Below are 16,140 nucleotides of genomic sequence, written 5' to 3' on the forward strand. Positions count from 1 at the left end.
TGGGTGTTACTGGCTGCGATGGGCTAGTCGATATCGAGCGGCTCGGGGGAGAGGATCACTCCGGTATTGTCGGCATAGATATGATCTTCCGGCAGAAAGGTGACTCCGCCAAAATTGACCGCAACATCCATCTCGCCAATACTGTTTTCATCGGCACCGACAGGTATCGAGGCCATGGCCTGAATACCGATATCCAGCTCGTCGAGATCATCGACGTGGCGGACACAGCCATAAATGATCAACCCTTCCCACTCGTTATCGACGGCTAACTGGGCCAGCTCGGCATCGATCAACGCCCGGCGCAGCGAGCCGCCGCCATCAACCAGCAAAACCCGGCCAGCGCCAGTTTCTAGCAAGGCGGAGCGGATCAGCCCGCAATCTTCGAAGCACTTGACCGTGGTAACTTGGCCGCCGAAGGAGCTACGACCGCCATAGGAGCTGAACATGGGTTCGACGACGTCAACTTTGTCGAGATAGATATCGCATAACTCGGACGTATTGTATTCCATAAGCGCGTTTCTTCTGTGGCAATAGAAAGGGTTGCTTGGCCGCTTGCTGTTGCGGCCAATCTTAACTTGTTGAAAGTATAACCAGTTATTTAGCCTTCGCACAAGGGGATATCCCTATGCGCGATAAGGTTAATCAGGCTGCAGCCAGCACTACCCCAGCGGCGAACAGCAAGTTGGTAAGCAATGCACATTTGACCATGGTGGCCATCATCGGGCGCAGCGCGGCACCGTCGGTCGACTGCAGCACCTGCTTACCGTGCTTGAACAGTAGCGGGGCACTGAGGATAAACAGCCAGCCAAATGGAGAGTGCAGCTCCAGCAGGGCAAACAGGGCCAGGCAAAGCACGCTGCCAAAGAGCAAGAACAGGTGGTATTTACGGCCCCATTCCGGTCCCATACGCACGGCCAGTGTCAGTTTGCCACATTCGCGATCGTTGTCGATATCGCGCAGGTTGTTGATATTGAGTACGCCAACGGCAAGCAGGCCGCAGGCGGTTGCCGGTAGCATGATGATTGAATCAATCTGCCCGGCTTGCAGGTAATAGGTACCGGCCACGCCGAGCCAGCCGAAGAACATCAAGACCGACAGATCGCCCAAACCCCGGTAGCCATAGGGTTTGTTGCCGACGGTATAGGCAATCGAGGCGGCAATAGCCATCAGGCCGAGCAGCATGAAACCGACCATATCCTGTAGGTTGTTGGTGGCGATAAAGATCAGGCTCAGGCCGCTGGCGGCGGTTAGGATGATGTTGAGGATCATCGCCTTGCGCATCGCTGACTGCGTGACCAGGCCGGACTGGATCGCGCGCTGAGGCCCCAGTCGCTGGTCGTTATCTGTGCCTTTGACGGCATCACCGTAGTCATTGGCGAGGTTGGAGAGAATTTGCAATAACAGTGCGGTCAGCAGGGCCAGACCTGCAATGACTGCGGAGAAACTTCCTTGCCATCCTGCTACTGCACTGCCACAAATAATTGAGGCGATGGCCAGAGGCAGGGTTTTCGGCCTTGCCGCATCAAGCCAAATTGCGAGAGAAGATGATTTCATAATGTGATCTTAAACCGGTAACCAAGTAGGTGCTTATTATGGCGTAACTGTAGCAGGGGGCAACTTTATCGCCACTTTGTTTGTTTGAGAACAAAAAAACGGCACCCCGTAGGGTACCGTTTGAAAGGTTAAGCGAGGGCCGGATTACAGGATAAAGCGGCTCAGGTCTTCGTCTTCAACCAATTCGCCGAGGCGTGACGTCACATAGGTGCCGTCGATGACAATCTTGTCACCGGATTTGTCCGACGCATCGTAAGACAGCTCTTCCATCAGGCGTTCTATCACGGTGTGCAGGCGGCGGGCACCGATATTTTCGGTACGCTCGTTCACCTGCCATGCAGCCTCGGCCAGTTTGTCGATACCGCTCTCGTCAAACTCGATGTTCACCGACTCGGTCGCCATCAAGGCTTTGTACTGCTCGGTCAATGAAGCATTCGGCTCGGTCAAGATGCGCTTGAAGTCGTTGCTGGTCAGCGCTTCAAGCTCAACACGGATCGGCAGGCGGCCTTGCAGCTCAGGGATCAGATCCGATGGCTTGGCGACCTGGAATGCACCAGAGGCGACAAATAGGATGTGGTCGGTACGGACCATACCGTGCTTGGTTGATACCGTGCTGCCTTCTACCAATGGCAACAGGTCACGCTGTACCCCTTCGCGAGACACATCTGGGCCAGAGGTATCGCCACGCTTACAGATTTTGTCGATTTCATCGAGGAACACGATACCGTTGTTCTCGACCGCGAAAATCGCCTGCTCTTTGAGCTCTTCCTGGTTAACCAGTTTTGCGGCTTCTTCCTCGGTCGCGGCTTTCATCGCGTCCTTGATTTTCATCTTGCGCTTATTGGTGGTGTTGCCCGCCAGGTTCTGGAACATGCCCTGCAGCTGGTTGGTCATCTCTTCCATACCGGGAGGGGCCATGATCTCGACCCCCATCTGAGGGGCGGCGACATCAATTTCGATTTCTTTGTCGTCCAGCTTGCCTTCACGCAATTTTTTGCGGAATGATTGGCGTGCCGATGAACTGTTGTCGGCTTCTTCGTTTTTGCCCCACGCATCGCGTGCCGGTGGCAGCAGGATGTCGAGGATACGGTCTTCGGCCAGCTCTTCAGCACGGAAGCGGACTTTTTCGGTGGCCTGCTGGTGGGTCATCTTCATCGCCACATCCGTCAAATCGCGGATAATGGTTTCGACTTCCTTACCCACGTAGCCGACTTCGGTGAACTTGGTCGCTTCGACCTTGATGAACGGCGCATTGGCCAGTTTGGCCAGGCGACGGGCGATTTCTGTTTTACCCACACCGGTCGGGCCGATCATCAGGATGTTTTTCGGGGTGACTTCAACACGCAGCTCTTCAGGTAGCTGCATGCGGCGCCAGCGGTTACGCAGGGCAATGGCCACTGCACGCTTGGCTTTGTCCTGACCGATGATATGGCGGTCAAGCTCGTGGACGATTTCGCGAGGAGTCATTTCAGACATAGCCCTTCCTTATTATTCTTCAAGCTCTTCAATAGTGTGGAACTGGTTGGTGAAGACGCAAATATCACCAGCAATGGTCAGTGATTTTTCGGCGATTTCACGGGCGCTGAGGTCGGTGTTCTCCAGCAGTGCGGTTGCCGCTGCTTGAGCGAAGTTACCGCCTGAGCCAATGGCAATCAGGTCGTTCTCCGGTTGAACCACATCACCGTTACCCGTGATGATCAGCGAGCCGGTTTCGTCTGCGACGGCCAGTAGGGCTTCCAGTTTGCGTAGCATACGGTCGGTACGCCAGTCTTTTGCCAGTTCCACCGCTGCTTTTAGCAGGTGGCCTTGGTGCATTTCCAGCTTGCGCTCGAAACGTTCGAATAGGGTGAAGGCGTCCGCTGTGCCGCCAGCAAAGCCAGCCAGAACTTTGTTGTTGTATAAACGGCGTACTTTGCGGGCGTTACCTTTCATGACGGTGTTGCCTAGGGAAACCTGGCCATCACCTGCGATAACGACTTTACCGTTTCGACGAACAGATACGATAGTTGTCACGGTTTTACCTCTTTTGGTCTGCTCCGGCCATCATGCCGGTTTCGATATAATGGAGATCTGGGGACGAGGAGGAAAAGTTTCAAGGGGGAGAGCAATGGATACGGCGATGAGTGTGAGTCATCGCATAGCGGGATGGATGTTATCCCGCTATCAGATGGGTTATTGACGCTAGGCTGAGGTTATTCCCAGAACCAAATCGCACATGGCTCGATACCGGCCCGGCGAAGCTGGTTGCGATCACTTTCAGCTTTGCGTTTTTGCGGGTAAGGGCCGAGCACGACCCGGTACCAGTTGCCTTTTTCGCCTTGGCTGACCTTGATTTGGCTGGTCAACCCCTGAAAAGCGATCATCGCCTTGCGTTCTTCGGCCTGGCTTTGGCTGCGGTAGGCACCGCACTGCATCAAGTATGGCTTGGTAGGAGCTTGCTCTTTTTTGGCTTCGACTTGTACTTCTTTGTTTTCGAGCTCTTCAATGTAGCGCCATTTCTCTTCCGGTTTCGGCGGAAGCGGTTTCGTTGCTTTGGGCGGCGTCACCGATTCCGTCTTCGGCTTTATCGGCTTGACCTGTATCGGCGGACTGGTCTGTTGCTGGGATTGTGGTGCCGGGTTGGCTGACAGGTAATACAGCCCATAACCCAAAGTTCCAACCAAACATAGTGCGATAGCTGCCCATTTGAACGGGAAGCCATTGCTTGGAGCTTGATTGCGGTTGCCTCGGGGTTTCTTGGCGGCGGCTCTGCCGCGTTTGACGTAATCTTTGGTTGCCACAGTGTCAATCAGTAAAAGGTGAGTTGAATAAACCTATGGTACAAATTTGCGTCAGCTCTGACCAGACCTTGCGATGCATCCTGACTTTTAGGTTGCACCGGAAGGCATAGGTTTTGTGAGCTTGTACCCAAAAAAATGGCAGTGAGCCGGTTTAGTTGACGGGAGGTGCAGCACTTTCGCGGATCACCAACTTGGCATCAAGCAGGCGTGAGCCAGACGCAATGTCTTTACCTTTGAGGATATCGAGCAGCATCATCATCGATTGGCGGCCGATCTCGTAGCGAGGCTGGGATACGGTGGTCAGCGGGGGATCGCAGTATTCAGCAAACTGGATATCATCGAATCCGACAATAGACAGATCCTGCGGTACGCGGAATCCCAGGCGTTTGGCTTGCTGCATGGCACCGATTGCCATCACGTCATTGTGGCACAACAGGGCCGTTGGTGGCTCAGGCAGCGATAAGAGGGCGGTGACGGCACGGGCGCCGCCGGCAAAACTGAAGTCGCTCTTGACCGTATACGCAGGATTGAGTTCAACCCCGGCCCGGCGCAGCGCCTGCTGGTAACCTTGGGAGCGGAACTGGCATAGGGCGGCATTGTCAGGCCCAGTGACTTGGGCAATGCGTTTGTGCCCCATCTGGGTTAGATAGTTGACGGCCTCGAAAGCGGCAGTCAGGTTGTCGATATGGACTGTTGGCAGTTCGAGTTCCGGGGCAAATTCACATGCCATGACCATCGGCGGCAGGTTCTTTTGCTCGGGTTTACTGACATCAAAGGGGAGATCGGTGCCGAGTAACAGCATTCCGTCGGCTTGTTTGGTGAACACTAGGTTTACAAACGAATTTTCACGGGTTTTTTGTTGCCCACTATCGCCCAGCAGGACCAAATAGCCATGCTCCATTGCCGCTTCTTCGATACCCCTGATGATCTCGGTGAAATAGGGATCACAGATATCGGGTACGATAGTGACGATGGTTTTTGATTCGTTGCGACGAAGATTCCTAGCCAGTGAATTGGGTGAATAGCCAGCATCCATGACAGCCTGTTCGACCTTTTTCCGGGTCGAGGCTGACACTTTTTCCGGGTTCATCAGGGCACGGGAGACCGTGGCCGTCGAGACACCGGCGAGCTGGGCAACATCCTTCATTGTCGCCATAATTAAGGTTCCTCTCTATTATTTTTCTCTCTTTTGCCGCTGGGGGATCATGGCCAAAACGGCCGATACCTGAGCCAGCGAGCTTGTTATTGTAGGCTGTCTGCCGGGGATTAAACATGCTTTAAACAGCATAAATTACATCCAATACGTGACTTAGGTCGCATTGTTCATTTTAAGTTAAATCCTGCGGTTCGACATCAATAGACCAACGGATTTTCTTGGCAAGAGGCAGCAAAGCGATGGCTGGCTTGGCAACAGACAGCCACTGTTGCAATGCCCTGCGGCTAGGTGCTTGTAGCAGCAATTGCCAACGGTAGCGGCCCGCCCTGCGCGACAGCGGAGCGGGGTTAGGGCCCATCACCATCGTCTCTTGGCTGGCGACAGGGCTGGTTTCGAAAATGCCTCTCACCTGCTGGAGGAACTGCTCAACCAGTTCGCTTTGGTTGGCCTCGGCCCGAAGCAGGGCCAAGTAGGTGAACGGTGGCAGCCATGCCTGCTTGCGCTCGCTCAGGGCGCCCGAGGCGAAGTGATCGTAGCCCTTGTAGAGTAGAGCCTGGAGCAAGGTGTGTTCGGGGTGATGGGTTTGTAATACCACTTCACCGGGTTTGCTGGCCCGTCCCGCACGGCCTGCGACCTGGATAAATAGCTGAGCCAGGCGTTCGCTGGCCCGGAAATCGTTGCTGAATAGCGCGCTGTCGACATCAAGCAGGGCGACCAGGGTGACATCGGGGAAATGGTGACCCTTAGCCAACATCTGGGTGCCGATCAATATCTGGTATTCGTTGTTGCGAATCGCCTCGAGGTAGTGCTCAAGGCTGCCCTTGCGACGGGTGCTGTCACGGTCGATACGCACGGTCCTGTAATCCGGGAACAACATCTCGAGCTGCTGCTCGAGCTGTTCGGTGCCGACACCGACCGCATTAAGCTGGGTCGAGCCGCACTGGCCGCACTGGTGCATCATTGGGCGCTGGGTGGCGCAGTGGTGGCAGCGCAGCTCGCCGCTTTGCTGGTGGAACGTATAATAGGCGTCACAACGTTTGCACTCGGCCAGCCAGCCACAGTCATGGCAGATCACCGCTGGGGCGAACCCGCGACGGTTGAGAAACAGCATGACCTGATTACCGTCTTCAAGGTGCTGGCGCATTCTGGCGATCAGTGGTGCGGATAATCCTGCCTCCAGATATTGTCCTTTGACGTCCAGTACGCCATGGCGGGCCGCTTGGGCGGTACCAGCCCGGCGTGACAAGATCAGGTGGTGATACTTGCCACTTTTGGCGTTCTGCAGGGTTTCCAGCGCAGGGGTCGCCGATCCGAGAACGATTGGAATATTGGCTTGGCTGGCACGCATCACGGCCAGATCCCGGGCATGGTAGCGCAGGCTGTCCTGTTGTTTGTAGGATGCGTCATGCTCCTCGTCGACAATAATAATGCCGAGGTTGGTAAATGGCGTGAACAGGGCTGAACGGGTACCGATGATGATCCCTGCCTGGTTATCCCGTCCGGCAAGCCAGGCCGACAGCCGCTCGGTGTCGTTGAGCCCGGAGTGGATCGTCTCCAGTGGCACATTGAAGCGGCGGCGGAAGCGGTTGATGGTTTGCGGTGTCAGGCCAATTTCTGGCACCAGAATCAACGCCTGCTTTCCGGCAGCCAACACAGGCTCAAGCAAGTTAAGGTAGACCTCGGTCTTGCCCGAGCCGGTGACACCTTCTAGCAGGTAGCAGCCAAATTCCGGGTTGGCGTTGACACTGGCAATCGCCAAGGCTTGTTCCTCGTTGAGACGGGGTTTATCCTCGGTAACTGCGAACTGCGATTGCCAGTGACGTAGGGCGGGTGTTTGCTCAATCGCTTCAATCCAGCCTTTTTCGGCCAAGGCTTTCAAAGTGGCATTGCTGACCTCTTCAGCCAGCAGGGCTTCATGGCTCAAGGCCCTCTGGCGCAGCATAGTCAGGACTTGGACCTGGCGCGGTGCCCGCTTGAGAGCTGTTAATGGCTGGTTGTGGCCGGCGTCGGTCAGTTGCCACATTTTCAAGGCTGACGGTGCGGCTTCCCGGCCTTTTCGCAGTAACGCAGGCATCGCATTAGCCAAGCAGTCACCGAGCGGATATTGGTAATACTGGCTGGCCCATGTGAGTAGCTTGAATAGGTTCGGCTCCCACAGTGGCACTTCATCCAGCACGCTGTTGATGGGCTTGAGTTGGTTGATCGGAAAATCGGACGTATCCGTCAGTGCCATCACGATCCCAACGAGCTGCTGCCGCCCAAACGGCACTTTGACCCGCCCGCCGATAGCAGGCTGCTGGCCTGGCTTGACCAAGTAATCAAATTGCTTGTCCAGAGGGACAGGGAGGGCCACTCGGGCAATGTTGGGCGTCATATTTAACCGCTAAATCCGCATGTACTAAGATAGAGAAGTGTACCTTGCCCAGCCTCGGGCGGCAAAGCGGCGAAAAAAGGCGCATATTGGTTGATCTGAGCTACGCGATTGATTACTATACGCCGCCTAATTTGGCGTATTGGCAGTTCAGCCGTTACGTGTATTTATTAACGACGTGTGGTGCCCGGCTTTGGATCGGGAGAGCGACACGGCCTTACTTTTGAGGTTATCCCATGAAACAAGGTATTCACCCAGAGTACACTGCAGTAAACGCTCGTTGTTCTTGCGGCAACACTTTCGTATTTAACTCTACTATGGGTAAAGACATCAACCTAGATGTATGCGACAAGTGTCACCCTTTCTACACTGGTAAGCAGCGTCAGGTTAGCTCTGGTGGCCGTATCGACAAATTCAACAAGCGTTTCGGTGCGCTTTCTAGCAAGTAATTGCCAGTTGAATGTCGAAGAAGGGGATGCTTGCGCATCCCTTTTTTTATCCCCATTTTTTCTACCGTAGTTTTGTCCGCGCTATTCCCTATCTGTATCCAGTTGCCTTTAATGTTGGCGATTCCATCCGCTAGCCATCACTTCAGGCGCTATATTCCCCATCAATCTCAGCTATGCAGTCTGGGAATCATTGGATCGACCAGATGTTCGGTGCTAGGATTTTGTGCTGCCATAGAATATGATCTATGTCCAAATTCTAAAATAAAGTCACCCAAGTCAGGATTTCGAACACTATGTCTGAAGATTTTCGCCAGCAGGCCCTTCACTACCATGCTTACCCCGTACCCGGAAAAATTGCCGTTGAACTCACCAAGCCGGCTAACACCGTAGAGGATCTGGCCCTAGCCTACAGCCCAGGTGTGGCTGAGCCTGTGCGTGAAATCGCGCAAAATGCAGAGAACGTCTACAAGTACACCGGTAAAGGCAATATGGTGGCGGTGATCACCAATGGTACCGCTATCCTTGGCTTGGGTAACTTGGGCCCATTGGCATCAAAACCTGTCATGGAAGGTAAAGCACTGTTGTTCAAGCGTTTTGCTGGCCTGGACTCGATTGATATCGAAGTGAAGCACCGTACCATCGATGAGTTTGTCGATACGGTGGCGAACATTGCCGATACGTTTGGCGGGATCAACCTGGAAGATATCAAGGCCCCGGACTGTTTTGAAATCGAAAAACGTCTAATTGAACGCTGTCATGTACCGGTGTTCCATGATGATCAGCATGGTACGGCGATTGTCACTGCAGCGGGTATGCTCAATGCGCTTGAGTTGCAAGGCAAGAACATCAACGAAGCGGTGATTGTCTGTTTGGGTGCTGGTGCTGCGGCTGTAGCGTGTATGGAACTGCTGATTAAGTGTGGTGCCCAGCGCGAGAAGATCTACATGCTTGACCGCAAGGGGGTGATCCACACCCGTCGTGACGATATTAACGAATACAAGCAGCTGTTTGCCAACAACACTGACAAGCGTACGCTGGAAGATGTGATTGAAGGTGCGGATATCTTTGTCGGCGTATCGGGTCCCGATCTGTTGGCACCGGAAGCGCTGAAACTGATGGCCGACAAGCCAGTAGTCTTTGCGTGTTCTAACCCGGATCCTGAAATCAAGCCTGAGCTGGCTCATGCCGTTCGCGATGATTTGATCATGGGTACTGGCCGCTCGGACTACCCGAACCAGGTAAACAACGTTATCTGCTTCCCGTTTATCTTCCGTGGGGCACTGGATGTTCGCGCGAGCGAAATCAATGACGAGATGAAGCTCGCGGCCGTTGACGCTATCCGCGCACTGGCAAAAGAGCCGGTACCGGCAGAAGTGGTTGCGGCGGCAGGTGCCGACAAGCTTGAATTTGGTACAGAATACATTATCCCTAAACCGATGGACCCACGCCTGTTGCCACGTGTTGCCAAGGCTGTAGCCCAAGCGGCGGTAGACTCGGGCGTTGCGCGAATTGATATGCCTGTCGGTTACATGGAAGCGAAGTAATTCCTTCAAGTTGTATCGCATACAAAAAAACCAGCCATATGGCTGGTTTTTTTTATCGTCATAAACTGCAGGCATTATACGTAGCAGTCTACTTGGATGTTGGATGCTTATTCGTTGATATCTTCGTAGGTGATGCCCATTTCTTCCATCAGCGCTTTGGCCTCAGCAGGAAGATCGTCCGGACGGTCTTTACGGATATCATCGTCGGTCGGGAGTGGCTGGCCAGTATAGGCATGCAGGAAGGCCTCGCACAGTAGTTCACTGTTGGTGGCGTGGCGCAAGTTATTGACCTGGCGACGAGTACGTTCATCTGTCAGGATTTTCAGAACCTTCAATGGAATCGAAACTGTAATTTTTTTGACTTGCTCGTTTTTCTTACCGTGTTCCGCGTAAGGGCTGATGTATTCGCCATTCCACTCTGCCATTTGTTACCTTCTCAGCGATATAAAAGTGATGAAATATAGTATGCCTGAATTTTAGCGGGATTTACTGCCATAAGCAAAGACATATAGACGTCTAGAAGTGTTGACGTCTTCGTCGATTGTCGCTATGTTGTTGCATAAAAGTTATTCGACAGGGCCGCCCTGACAAGGAAAGTAATAATGAGTGACAAGAAGCTAGCCACCGTCGCTGTTCGCACCGGCATCGAATCCGATACCCAGTATAATGCTGTGGTTCCTCCTCTCTATTTAACCTCGACCTATAGCTTCTCGCAACTGGGAGAGGTGCCGCAATATGATTATTCTCGTTCTGGCAACCCCACTCGCAATACGCTGGCTGATGCGCTAGCTGAGCTTGAGGGGGGCGCAGGCGCGGTCGTGACCAACTGTGGTACGGCGGCCATCAACTTGCTTGCCTCTGCATTGATTGGGCCGGAAGATTTGATTATTGCTCCGCATGATTGTTATGGCGGCACCTATCGCTTGTTCAATACCCGTGCGGCAAAGGGCGACTTCAAGGTTCGATTCATTGACCAAACGGATCCGGCTGCTGTCGCTGAAGCGTTGGCACTGCAGCCCAAGCTGATCTGGGTAGAAACCCCGTCAAACCCATTGTTACGCATTGTGGATGTGGCGGAGCTCTGTGCTACAGCGAAGCAGACTGGGGCATTGGTGGCTGTCGACAATACTTTCCTCTCTCCGATCCTCCAGCAGCCTATCGCGTTGGGTGCCGATTTTGTTGTTCATTCAACGACCAAATATATTAATGGCCATTCGGATGTGGTCGGTGGTGTTTTGATTTCCAAGACCGAAGAGCATGCAGAAGAGATTGCCTGGTGGGCAAACTGTATCGGTGCGACCGGGGCGCCATTCGATGCCTATATGACATTGCGGGGACTGCGGACCTTGGCACCAAGAATGCGGATGCATGAAGAAAATAGCCGACAGATCTTGGCATACCTGCAGCAACAGCCGCTGGTTGGCAACATTTACCACCCGAGCCAGCCTGAGCACCCGGGCCATGCCATTGCGCTCAAGCAGCAAAAGGGCTTCGGGGCGATGCTGAGCTTTGAAATGGCTGGCGGCATGGCGCAGCTGGAAGTGTTTGTAAAAGAGCTAAACTGTTTCTCATTGGCGGAATCATTAGGCGGGACCGAGAGTTTGATTTGTCACCCTGCCAGCATGACACACCGTGCGATGTCGGATGAAGCTCAGGCCGAAGCGGGTTTGAAGCCGTCGCTGTTAAGACTGTCGGTTGGCCTAGAGGATCCTGAAGATTTGATTGCTGATCTTGAGCAGGCTTTCAATAAAGCCTCGGAGGTGGCCTAAATGAGCGTTTCTTTTGCACGTCAACTGCATAAGTTCGGGGGCAGCAGCCTGGCTGATCCCGAGTGCTACCTACGGGTGGCAGACATTTTGCGGGAATACTCGAACGATAACGATTTAGTGGTGGTGTCGGCGGCTGGCAAGACGACTAACGGTTTGATTGAGTGGCTTGAACTGTTGGATAAAGACGGCCGTCAGGCCCATGAAGCCCTGCAGTCATTGCGCAGTTTTCAGCAGACACTGATTGAGTCGTTGTTGGATGGGGAGGCGGCCGATGAGCTGTTGACCCAGCTGCACCTAGAGCTGGGCGAGTTATCAAGCCTGGCGGAAAAGCCCCGGGATGAAGCCGAGCAAGCCAAGGTGTTGGGTCACGGTGAGCAATGGTCAGCCCGTTTGTTGGCCGCCTTGCTGAGCAAACAGCAATTGCCGGCGGTGAGCTTAGACTCTCGTTGCTTCCTGCGTGCTGAGCGCTCTGCACAGCCGGAAGTGGACCGCGCCCTGTCACGACCGCTGCTCAAGGAGCAGTTGGCCCAATATAGCCAGCAGCGGGTGGTGATCACCGGCTTCATGGCTCAGAACAGTGCAGGTGAGACCGTACTGCTCGGGCGTAATGGCTCTGATTATTCGGCGACGGTGATCGGTGCGTTGGCCGATGTTGATCGTGTCACCATCTGGAGTGATGTTGCGGGGGTCTACAGTGCCGATCCTCGCAAGGTTGCCGATGCCTGCCTGTTGCCACTGTTACGCCTTGATGAAGCCAGTGAACTGGCGCGCTTGGCGGCGCCGGTATTGCATAGCCGTACGTTGCAGCCGGTCGCTCAAAGTGCCATTGATTTGACCCTTCGCTGCAGCCATCTGCCGGAGCAGGGTTCGACCCGGGTCGAGCGGGTTCTGGCCTCTGGGCGCGGTGCCAAAATCATCACCTCGCTGGACGAGGTCTGCCTGATTGAGCTGTCGGTGACTCGAGCTCATGATTTTGCGCCTATCGCTACTGATATCGAGCGTTTCCTGCAGCGTACTCAATTGCAGCCTCTCGCCCGCTGTTTTGAACCGGATAAAGGTCGGGTGCAGCTGGCTTATACCGCCGAGGTTGTAAATAGCGTATTGGCCCAGCTGCAGGACAGCGGCATTGCCGCGGAGTTGCGCTTGCGTGAGGGCTTCTCGTTGGTGGCGGCAGTGGGCGCCGGGGTGGTGAACAATGCCGTCCATTGCTATGGGTTCTATCAGCAGCTCAAAGGCCAGGCGTTGGAGTTTATTGCCGAGTCTGAATCGGGCTTGAGCCTCGTTGCTGTGCTGCGCAAGGCCGATACTGACAGCTTGATCCAGGGGATCCACCAGAGTTTGTTCCAGGCCCAGAAACGTATTGGTCTCGTTCTCTGTGGCAAGGGCAATATCGGCAGTCGCTGGCTGGAGTTGTTCGAGCGCGAGAAGGCGACGCTGGAGAAGCGTCATGGCATGAGCTTTACCTTGATCGGGGTGGTCGATAGCCGTCGCCACTGGATTGATTTTGACGGTATTGATGCCGGCCGGGCTCATAATGCGTTTGATGATGAGTCGGTTGGATATGACCGAACCGATGGCGATTGGCTCTCGGTGCTGGCCCACCATACCTATGATGATGTGATGGTGCTGGATGTGACAGCTAGCAGCGAACTGGCTGCGCGTTACCCGCAGGTAGCAGAGTCAGGGCTACACCTGATTTCAGCCAACAAAGTCGCTGGCTCGGCGTCTGGCAAGGATTACCACCAAGTGATTGATGCCTTTGCCAAGAGTAGCCGTTTCTGGCTCTACAACGCCACCGTTGGTGCTGGGCTACCGGTCAATCATACGGTACGTGATTTACGTGAGAGTGGCGATGAAATCATTGCCTTGTCGGGGATTTTCTCTGGTACCTTGTCTTGGCTGTTCCAGCAGTATGATGGCTCGGTACCGTTCTCGCAGCTGGTTGAGCTGGCGTGGCAGCAAGGCCTGACCGAGCCGGATCCTCGCCATGACTTGGATGGCAGCGATGTGATGCGTAAGCTGGTTATTTTGGCGCGCGAATCGGGTTTGTCACTGGAGCCTGAGCAGGTCAAGGTCGAAACCTTGGTACCGGATTCGCTGGCGGCGCTTGGCGTGGATGACTTCTTCGAGCAGGCTGCAGAGTTGGATGAATTGCTGCATGAACGTCTGCTCAAGGCCCAGAGAGAAGAGAAGGTACTGCGCTACATCGCTCGCTTGGATCGCCATGGTAAGGCGGCGGTGGGAATAGAGGCGCTGCCTCGCGAGCATGCTCTGGCCAACTTGCTGCCATGCGATAATATTTTTGCTATCGAAAGCCACTGGTACCGCGATAACCCATTGGTGATCCGTGGTCCGGGGGCCGGCCGAGACGTGACGGCAGGTGCCCTGCTATCGGATATCAACCGCCTGGCTTCGATGTTGTAAAGGCGTTTAGCTGGGGAGGTAATGGATGGGGTGGTGAGTGGTATATGCTAAAAGGCTGCCGCTCCTGTGGCGCATTGCACTAATATTCATTATTCAGCCAGATTAAGTCTCTGCCGGAATCCGTCATGACCTTAAAGCCCGCTATTGGCGGGCTTTGTGCTATCTGTGTATGTTGAAGTTATTGCAATTTGAAGTTGAAAATTATTCATGATCATGATGTTGACAATAAATTGGTTACAAGACATTCTGTAGACATATAGACGTCTAAACGGTTATTTGGATGTCTCCGTTTAGGGAGTGGCCGCGAGCCAATACGAGTAAGGAAAGGATTATGGGATATTCACACGCAAGTAACCTGGATTCACTGAACCAGAATATTGCTGACATTGACGGTAACATCAATGTGTCATTCGAGTTCTTTCCGCCGAGCAGTGAGCAGATGGAGCAGACGCTGTGGAATTCCATTCACCGCCTGAAAACGCTGCAACCGAAATTTGTCTCGGTGACCTACGGGGCCAACTCGGGCGAGCGTGACCGTACCCACTCAATCATCAAAGATATCAAAGATCAGACGGGCCTTGTCGCGGCCCCGCACCTGACTTGTATCGATGCAACCCGTGATGAGTTGCGTACCATTGCCCGTGACTATTGGAATAATGGTATTCGCGATATTGTGGCCCTTCGTGGCGACTTGCCCGAGCAAGGTACCAAGCCCGATATGTATGCGGCAGACTTGGTTGAGTTGCTGCGCTCGGAAGCCGACTTTGATATCTCGGTTGCTGCCTATCCGGAAGTCCACCCGGAAGCCAAGAGCGCACAGGCGGATCTTATTAATCTCAAACGCAAAGTCGATGCCGGTGCCAGCCGTGCCATTACCCAGTTTTTCTTTGATGTCGAAAGCTATCTGCGCTTTCGCGACCGTTGTGTGGCGGCGGGTATCGATGTCGAAATCGTACCGGGGATCTTGCCTGTCTCCAATATGAATCAGGCCAAGCGTTTTGCGAATGCTAACAACGTGAGGATCCCTGGTTGGCTTGAGAAGCAGTATGAGGGGTTGGATGATGATCTGCTCAGCCGCCAGATGGTCGGTGCCAGCAATGCCATCGACATGGTGCGGGTACTCAGTCGTGAAGGGGTGAAAGATTTCCACTTTTATACCCTAAATCGTGCCGAGCTGACCTATGCGATTTGCCATACACTAGGGGTGCGTGCCAAAGCCTAATTTTGCCTCTTCGGGGTCGAGATAAAAGAAAAGCCGCATTGAGCGGCTTTTTTATGTTTGGTAGTCAGTGCTTAAAGTGCAACCGGGCTACCCGCTGAGTCCATGTCCTTCAGTTCGGTCAACACTTCCTCGGCCCAGTCAATCCATGCCTGACGGTTGTGGATCGCACGGCGAAGGGTTAGACGGTCAAGACGGGATTGGCGATCGAGGTTTTTGTGGTCAGCAAAATGGATCTTTTCCATTTCGTTGTAGTGGTTGATAAGGGTATGCGACTCTTCAATCAGGCCTTCGAGCTGCTGTTGCATTGGCTCTGAATTGTGCACACCGCAAACGACCAGCTTAGCTGAAAACTCATCGCGGATGGTTGGGTTGCGGGCAGGTTCTTGGAACCATTCAAACAGGGCCTGACGGCCCAGATCGGTAATGGAATACACCTTACGATCGGGTTTGCCTTCTTGTGGTTCAAGTTGACAGGTTACCTGGTTGTTGCCGGCCATTTTGTTCAACTCGCGATACACTTGCTGGTGGCTGGCTTTCCAGAAATAACCAATACTATGGGAAAACTCTTTGGTGATATCGTAACCGGTGGCATCGCGGTTACTCAACACAGTTAAAATAACGTGTGGTAGTGACATCTCTTCTATCCGTTAAAATACTACATAAAAAAATAACTCGAATGGCCTGGCCGGAGGTGGCCGCAACGTACCCATCGCTCATTGGCGTTTTTATAATCGTATTGTTGCAGTGCCTGATCGAGATCACATAGCATACACATCAACGGACTATTTTTCGACATCAGAGCGAGATATCGACGAAAACGGGTGCAACCAATTGCCCGTCTTGTGATGCTGGTCTATATATTGCGAGATAA

The 16,140-nt window shown here is 53.7% G+C and carries 14 protein-coding genes; 5 read left to right on the forward strand and 9 right to left on the reverse strand.

Features of this window, described 5'->3' with window-relative positions:
* Positions 1 to 23: 23 nt before the first annotated feature.
* The 7 genes from rraA to priA all read right to left on the reverse strand — a co-directional run bounded on the left by rraA (position 24) and on the right by priA (position 7,864).
* Positions 24 to 509 (reverse strand): ribonuclease E activity regulator RraA, encoded by a 486-nt coding sequence (rraA, locus tag C9I99_RS15500; protein WP_107349798.1) that lies wholly within the window; start codon positions 507 to 509, stop codon positions 24 to 26.
* Between the two features lie 133 nt (positions 510 to 642).
* Positions 643 to 1,554 (reverse strand): 1,4-dihydroxy-2-naphthoate polyprenyltransferase, encoded by a 912-nt coding sequence (locus C9I99_RS15505; RefSeq protein WP_107349799.1) that lies wholly within the window; start codon positions 1,552 to 1,554, stop codon positions 643 to 645.
* 144 nt (positions 1,555 to 1,698) lie between these two features.
* Positions 1,699 to 3,030 carry an ATP-dependent protease ATPase subunit HslU gene (gene hslU / locus C9I99_RS15510; RefSeq protein ID WP_107349800.1) on the reverse strand — a complete coding sequence of 444 codons (1,332 nt, stop codon included), beginning with the start codon at positions 3,028 to 3,030 and terminating at the stop codon, positions 1,699 to 1,701.
* A gap of 12 nt (positions 3,031 to 3,042) precedes the next feature.
* Positions 3,043 to 3,567 carry an ATP-dependent protease subunit HslV gene (gene hslV, locus C9I99_RS15515; RefSeq protein ID WP_107299002.1) on the reverse strand — a complete coding sequence of 175 codons (525 nt, stop codon included), beginning with the start codon at positions 3,565 to 3,567 and terminating at the stop codon, positions 3,043 to 3,045.
* A 179-nt stretch (positions 3,568 to 3,746) separates the two neighbouring features.
* On the reverse strand, positions 3,747 to 4,334 hold the full coding sequence (locus tag C9I99_RS15520; RefSeq protein WP_107349801.1) for an SPOR domain-containing protein: 588 nt from the start codon (positions 4,332 to 4,334) through the stop codon (positions 3,747 to 3,749).
* A gap of 151 nt (positions 4,335 to 4,485) precedes the next feature.
* On the reverse strand, positions 4,486 to 5,490 hold the full coding sequence (cytR, locus tag C9I99_RS15525) for a DNA-binding transcriptional regulator CytR (RefSeq protein ID WP_107349802.1): 1,005 nt from the start codon (positions 5,488 to 5,490) through the stop codon (positions 4,486 to 4,488).
* A gap of 172 nt (positions 5,491 to 5,662) precedes the next feature.
* A complete protein-coding gene (priA, locus tag C9I99_RS15530; protein ID WP_107349803.1) occupies positions 5,663 to 7,864 on the reverse strand; it encodes a primosomal protein N' in 2,202 nt (733 codons plus the stop codon).
* 233 nt (positions 7,865 to 8,097) lie between these two features.
* Between priA and rpmE the strand changes: the two genes are divergently transcribed.
* Positions 8,098 to 8,310, forward strand: a complete 213-nt coding sequence (gene rpmE, locus C9I99_RS15535; RefSeq protein WP_008988141.1) for a 50S ribosomal protein L31 — start codon at positions 8,098 to 8,100, stop codon at positions 8,308 to 8,310.
* A gap of 293 nt (positions 8,311 to 8,603) precedes the next feature.
* Positions 8,604 to 9,854, forward strand: coding sequence for a malic enzyme-like NAD(P)-binding protein (locus C9I99_RS15540; RefSeq protein ID WP_107349804.1), 1,251 nt, complete (start codon positions 8,604 to 8,606; stop codon positions 9,852 to 9,854).
* A gap of 107 nt (positions 9,855 to 9,961) precedes the next feature.
* Here the strand turns inward: C9I99_RS15540 and metJ are convergent, their stop codons facing one another.
* On the reverse strand, positions 9,962 to 10,279 hold the full coding sequence (metJ, locus tag C9I99_RS15545; RefSeq protein WP_068330548.1) for a met regulon transcriptional regulator MetJ: 318 nt from the start codon (positions 10,277 to 10,279) through the stop codon (positions 9,962 to 9,964).
* A 177-nt stretch (positions 10,280 to 10,456) separates the two neighbouring features.
* On the opposite strand from metJ, the gene C9I99_RS15550 reads away from it, so the two are divergent.
* From C9I99_RS15550 to metF, 3 genes are all read left to right on the forward strand, one after another.
* Positions 10,457 to 11,623, forward strand: coding sequence for an O-succinylhomoserine (thiol)-lyase (locus tag C9I99_RS15550; protein WP_107349805.1), 1,167 nt, complete (start codon positions 10,457 to 10,459; stop codon positions 11,621 to 11,623).
* Positions 11,624 to 14,047 carry a bifunctional aspartate kinase/homoserine dehydrogenase II gene (locus tag C9I99_RS15555; RefSeq protein WP_107349806.1) on the forward strand — a complete coding sequence of 808 codons (2,424 nt, stop codon included), beginning with the start codon at positions 11,624 to 11,626 and terminating at the stop codon, positions 14,045 to 14,047.
* A gap of 331 nt (positions 14,048 to 14,378) precedes the next feature.
* A complete protein-coding gene (metF, locus tag C9I99_RS15560) occupies positions 14,379 to 15,269 on the forward strand; it encodes a methylenetetrahydrofolate reductase (RefSeq protein ID WP_107349807.1) in 891 nt (296 codons plus the stop codon).
* Between the two features lie 71 nt (positions 15,270 to 15,340).
* On the opposite strand, the gene C9I99_RS15565 is transcribed toward metF, so the two are convergent.
* Complete coding sequence (locus tag C9I99_RS15565; RefSeq protein ID WP_107349808.1) at positions 15,341 to 15,904, reverse strand: PadR family transcriptional regulator; 564 nt, start codon at positions 15,902 to 15,904, stop codon at positions 15,341 to 15,343.
* Positions 15,905 to 16,140: the final 236 nt, after the last annotated feature.

It is taken from the genome of Photobacterium lutimaris (assembly GCF_003025555.1).
Lineage (GTDB): Bacteria > Pseudomonadota > Gammaproteobacteria > Enterobacterales > Vibrionaceae > Photobacterium > Photobacterium lutimaris.

Coding starts and splice junctions, on each gene's coding strand:
- rpmE (WP_008988141.1), top strand. CDS start 8,098: ATGAAACAAGGTATTCACCCAGAGTACACTGCAGTAAACGCTCGTTGT.
- cytR (WP_107349802.1), bottom strand. CDS start 5,490: ATGGCGACAATGAAGGATGTTGCCCAGCTCGCCGGTGTCTCGACGGCC.
- C9I99_RS15540 (WP_107349804.1), top strand. CDS start 8,604: ATGTCTGAAGATTTTCGCCAGCAGGCCCTTCACTACCATGCTTACCCC.
- hslU (WP_107349800.1), bottom strand. CDS start 3,030: ATGTCTGAAATGACTCCTCGCGAAATCGTCCACGAGCTTGACCGCCAT.
- C9I99_RS15550 (WP_107349805.1), top strand. CDS start 10,457: ATGAGTGACAAGAAGCTAGCCACCGTCGCTGTTCGCACCGGCATCGAA.
- metF (WP_107349807.1), top strand. CDS start 14,379: ATGGGATATTCACACGCAAGTAACCTGGATTCACTGAACCAGAATATT.
- rraA (WP_107349798.1), bottom strand. CDS start 509: ATGGAATACAATACGTCCGAGTTATGCGATATCTATCTCGACAAAGTT.
- C9I99_RS15565 (WP_107349808.1), bottom strand. CDS start 15,904: ATGTCACTACCACACGTTATTTTAACTGTGTTGAGTAACCGCGATGCC.
- C9I99_RS15555 (WP_107349806.1), top strand. CDS start 11,624: ATGAGCGTTTCTTTTGCACGTCAACTGCATAAGTTCGGGGGCAGCAGC.
- priA (WP_107349803.1), bottom strand. CDS start 7,864: ATGACGCCCAACATTGCCCGAGTGGCCCTCCCTGTCCCTCTGGACAAG.
- C9I99_RS15505 (WP_107349799.1), bottom strand. CDS start 1,554: ATGAAATCATCTTCTCTCGCAATTTGGCTTGATGCGGCAAGGCCGAAA.
- metJ (WP_068330548.1), bottom strand. CDS start 10,279: ATGGCAGAGTGGAATGGCGAATACATCAGCCCTTACGCGGAACACGGT.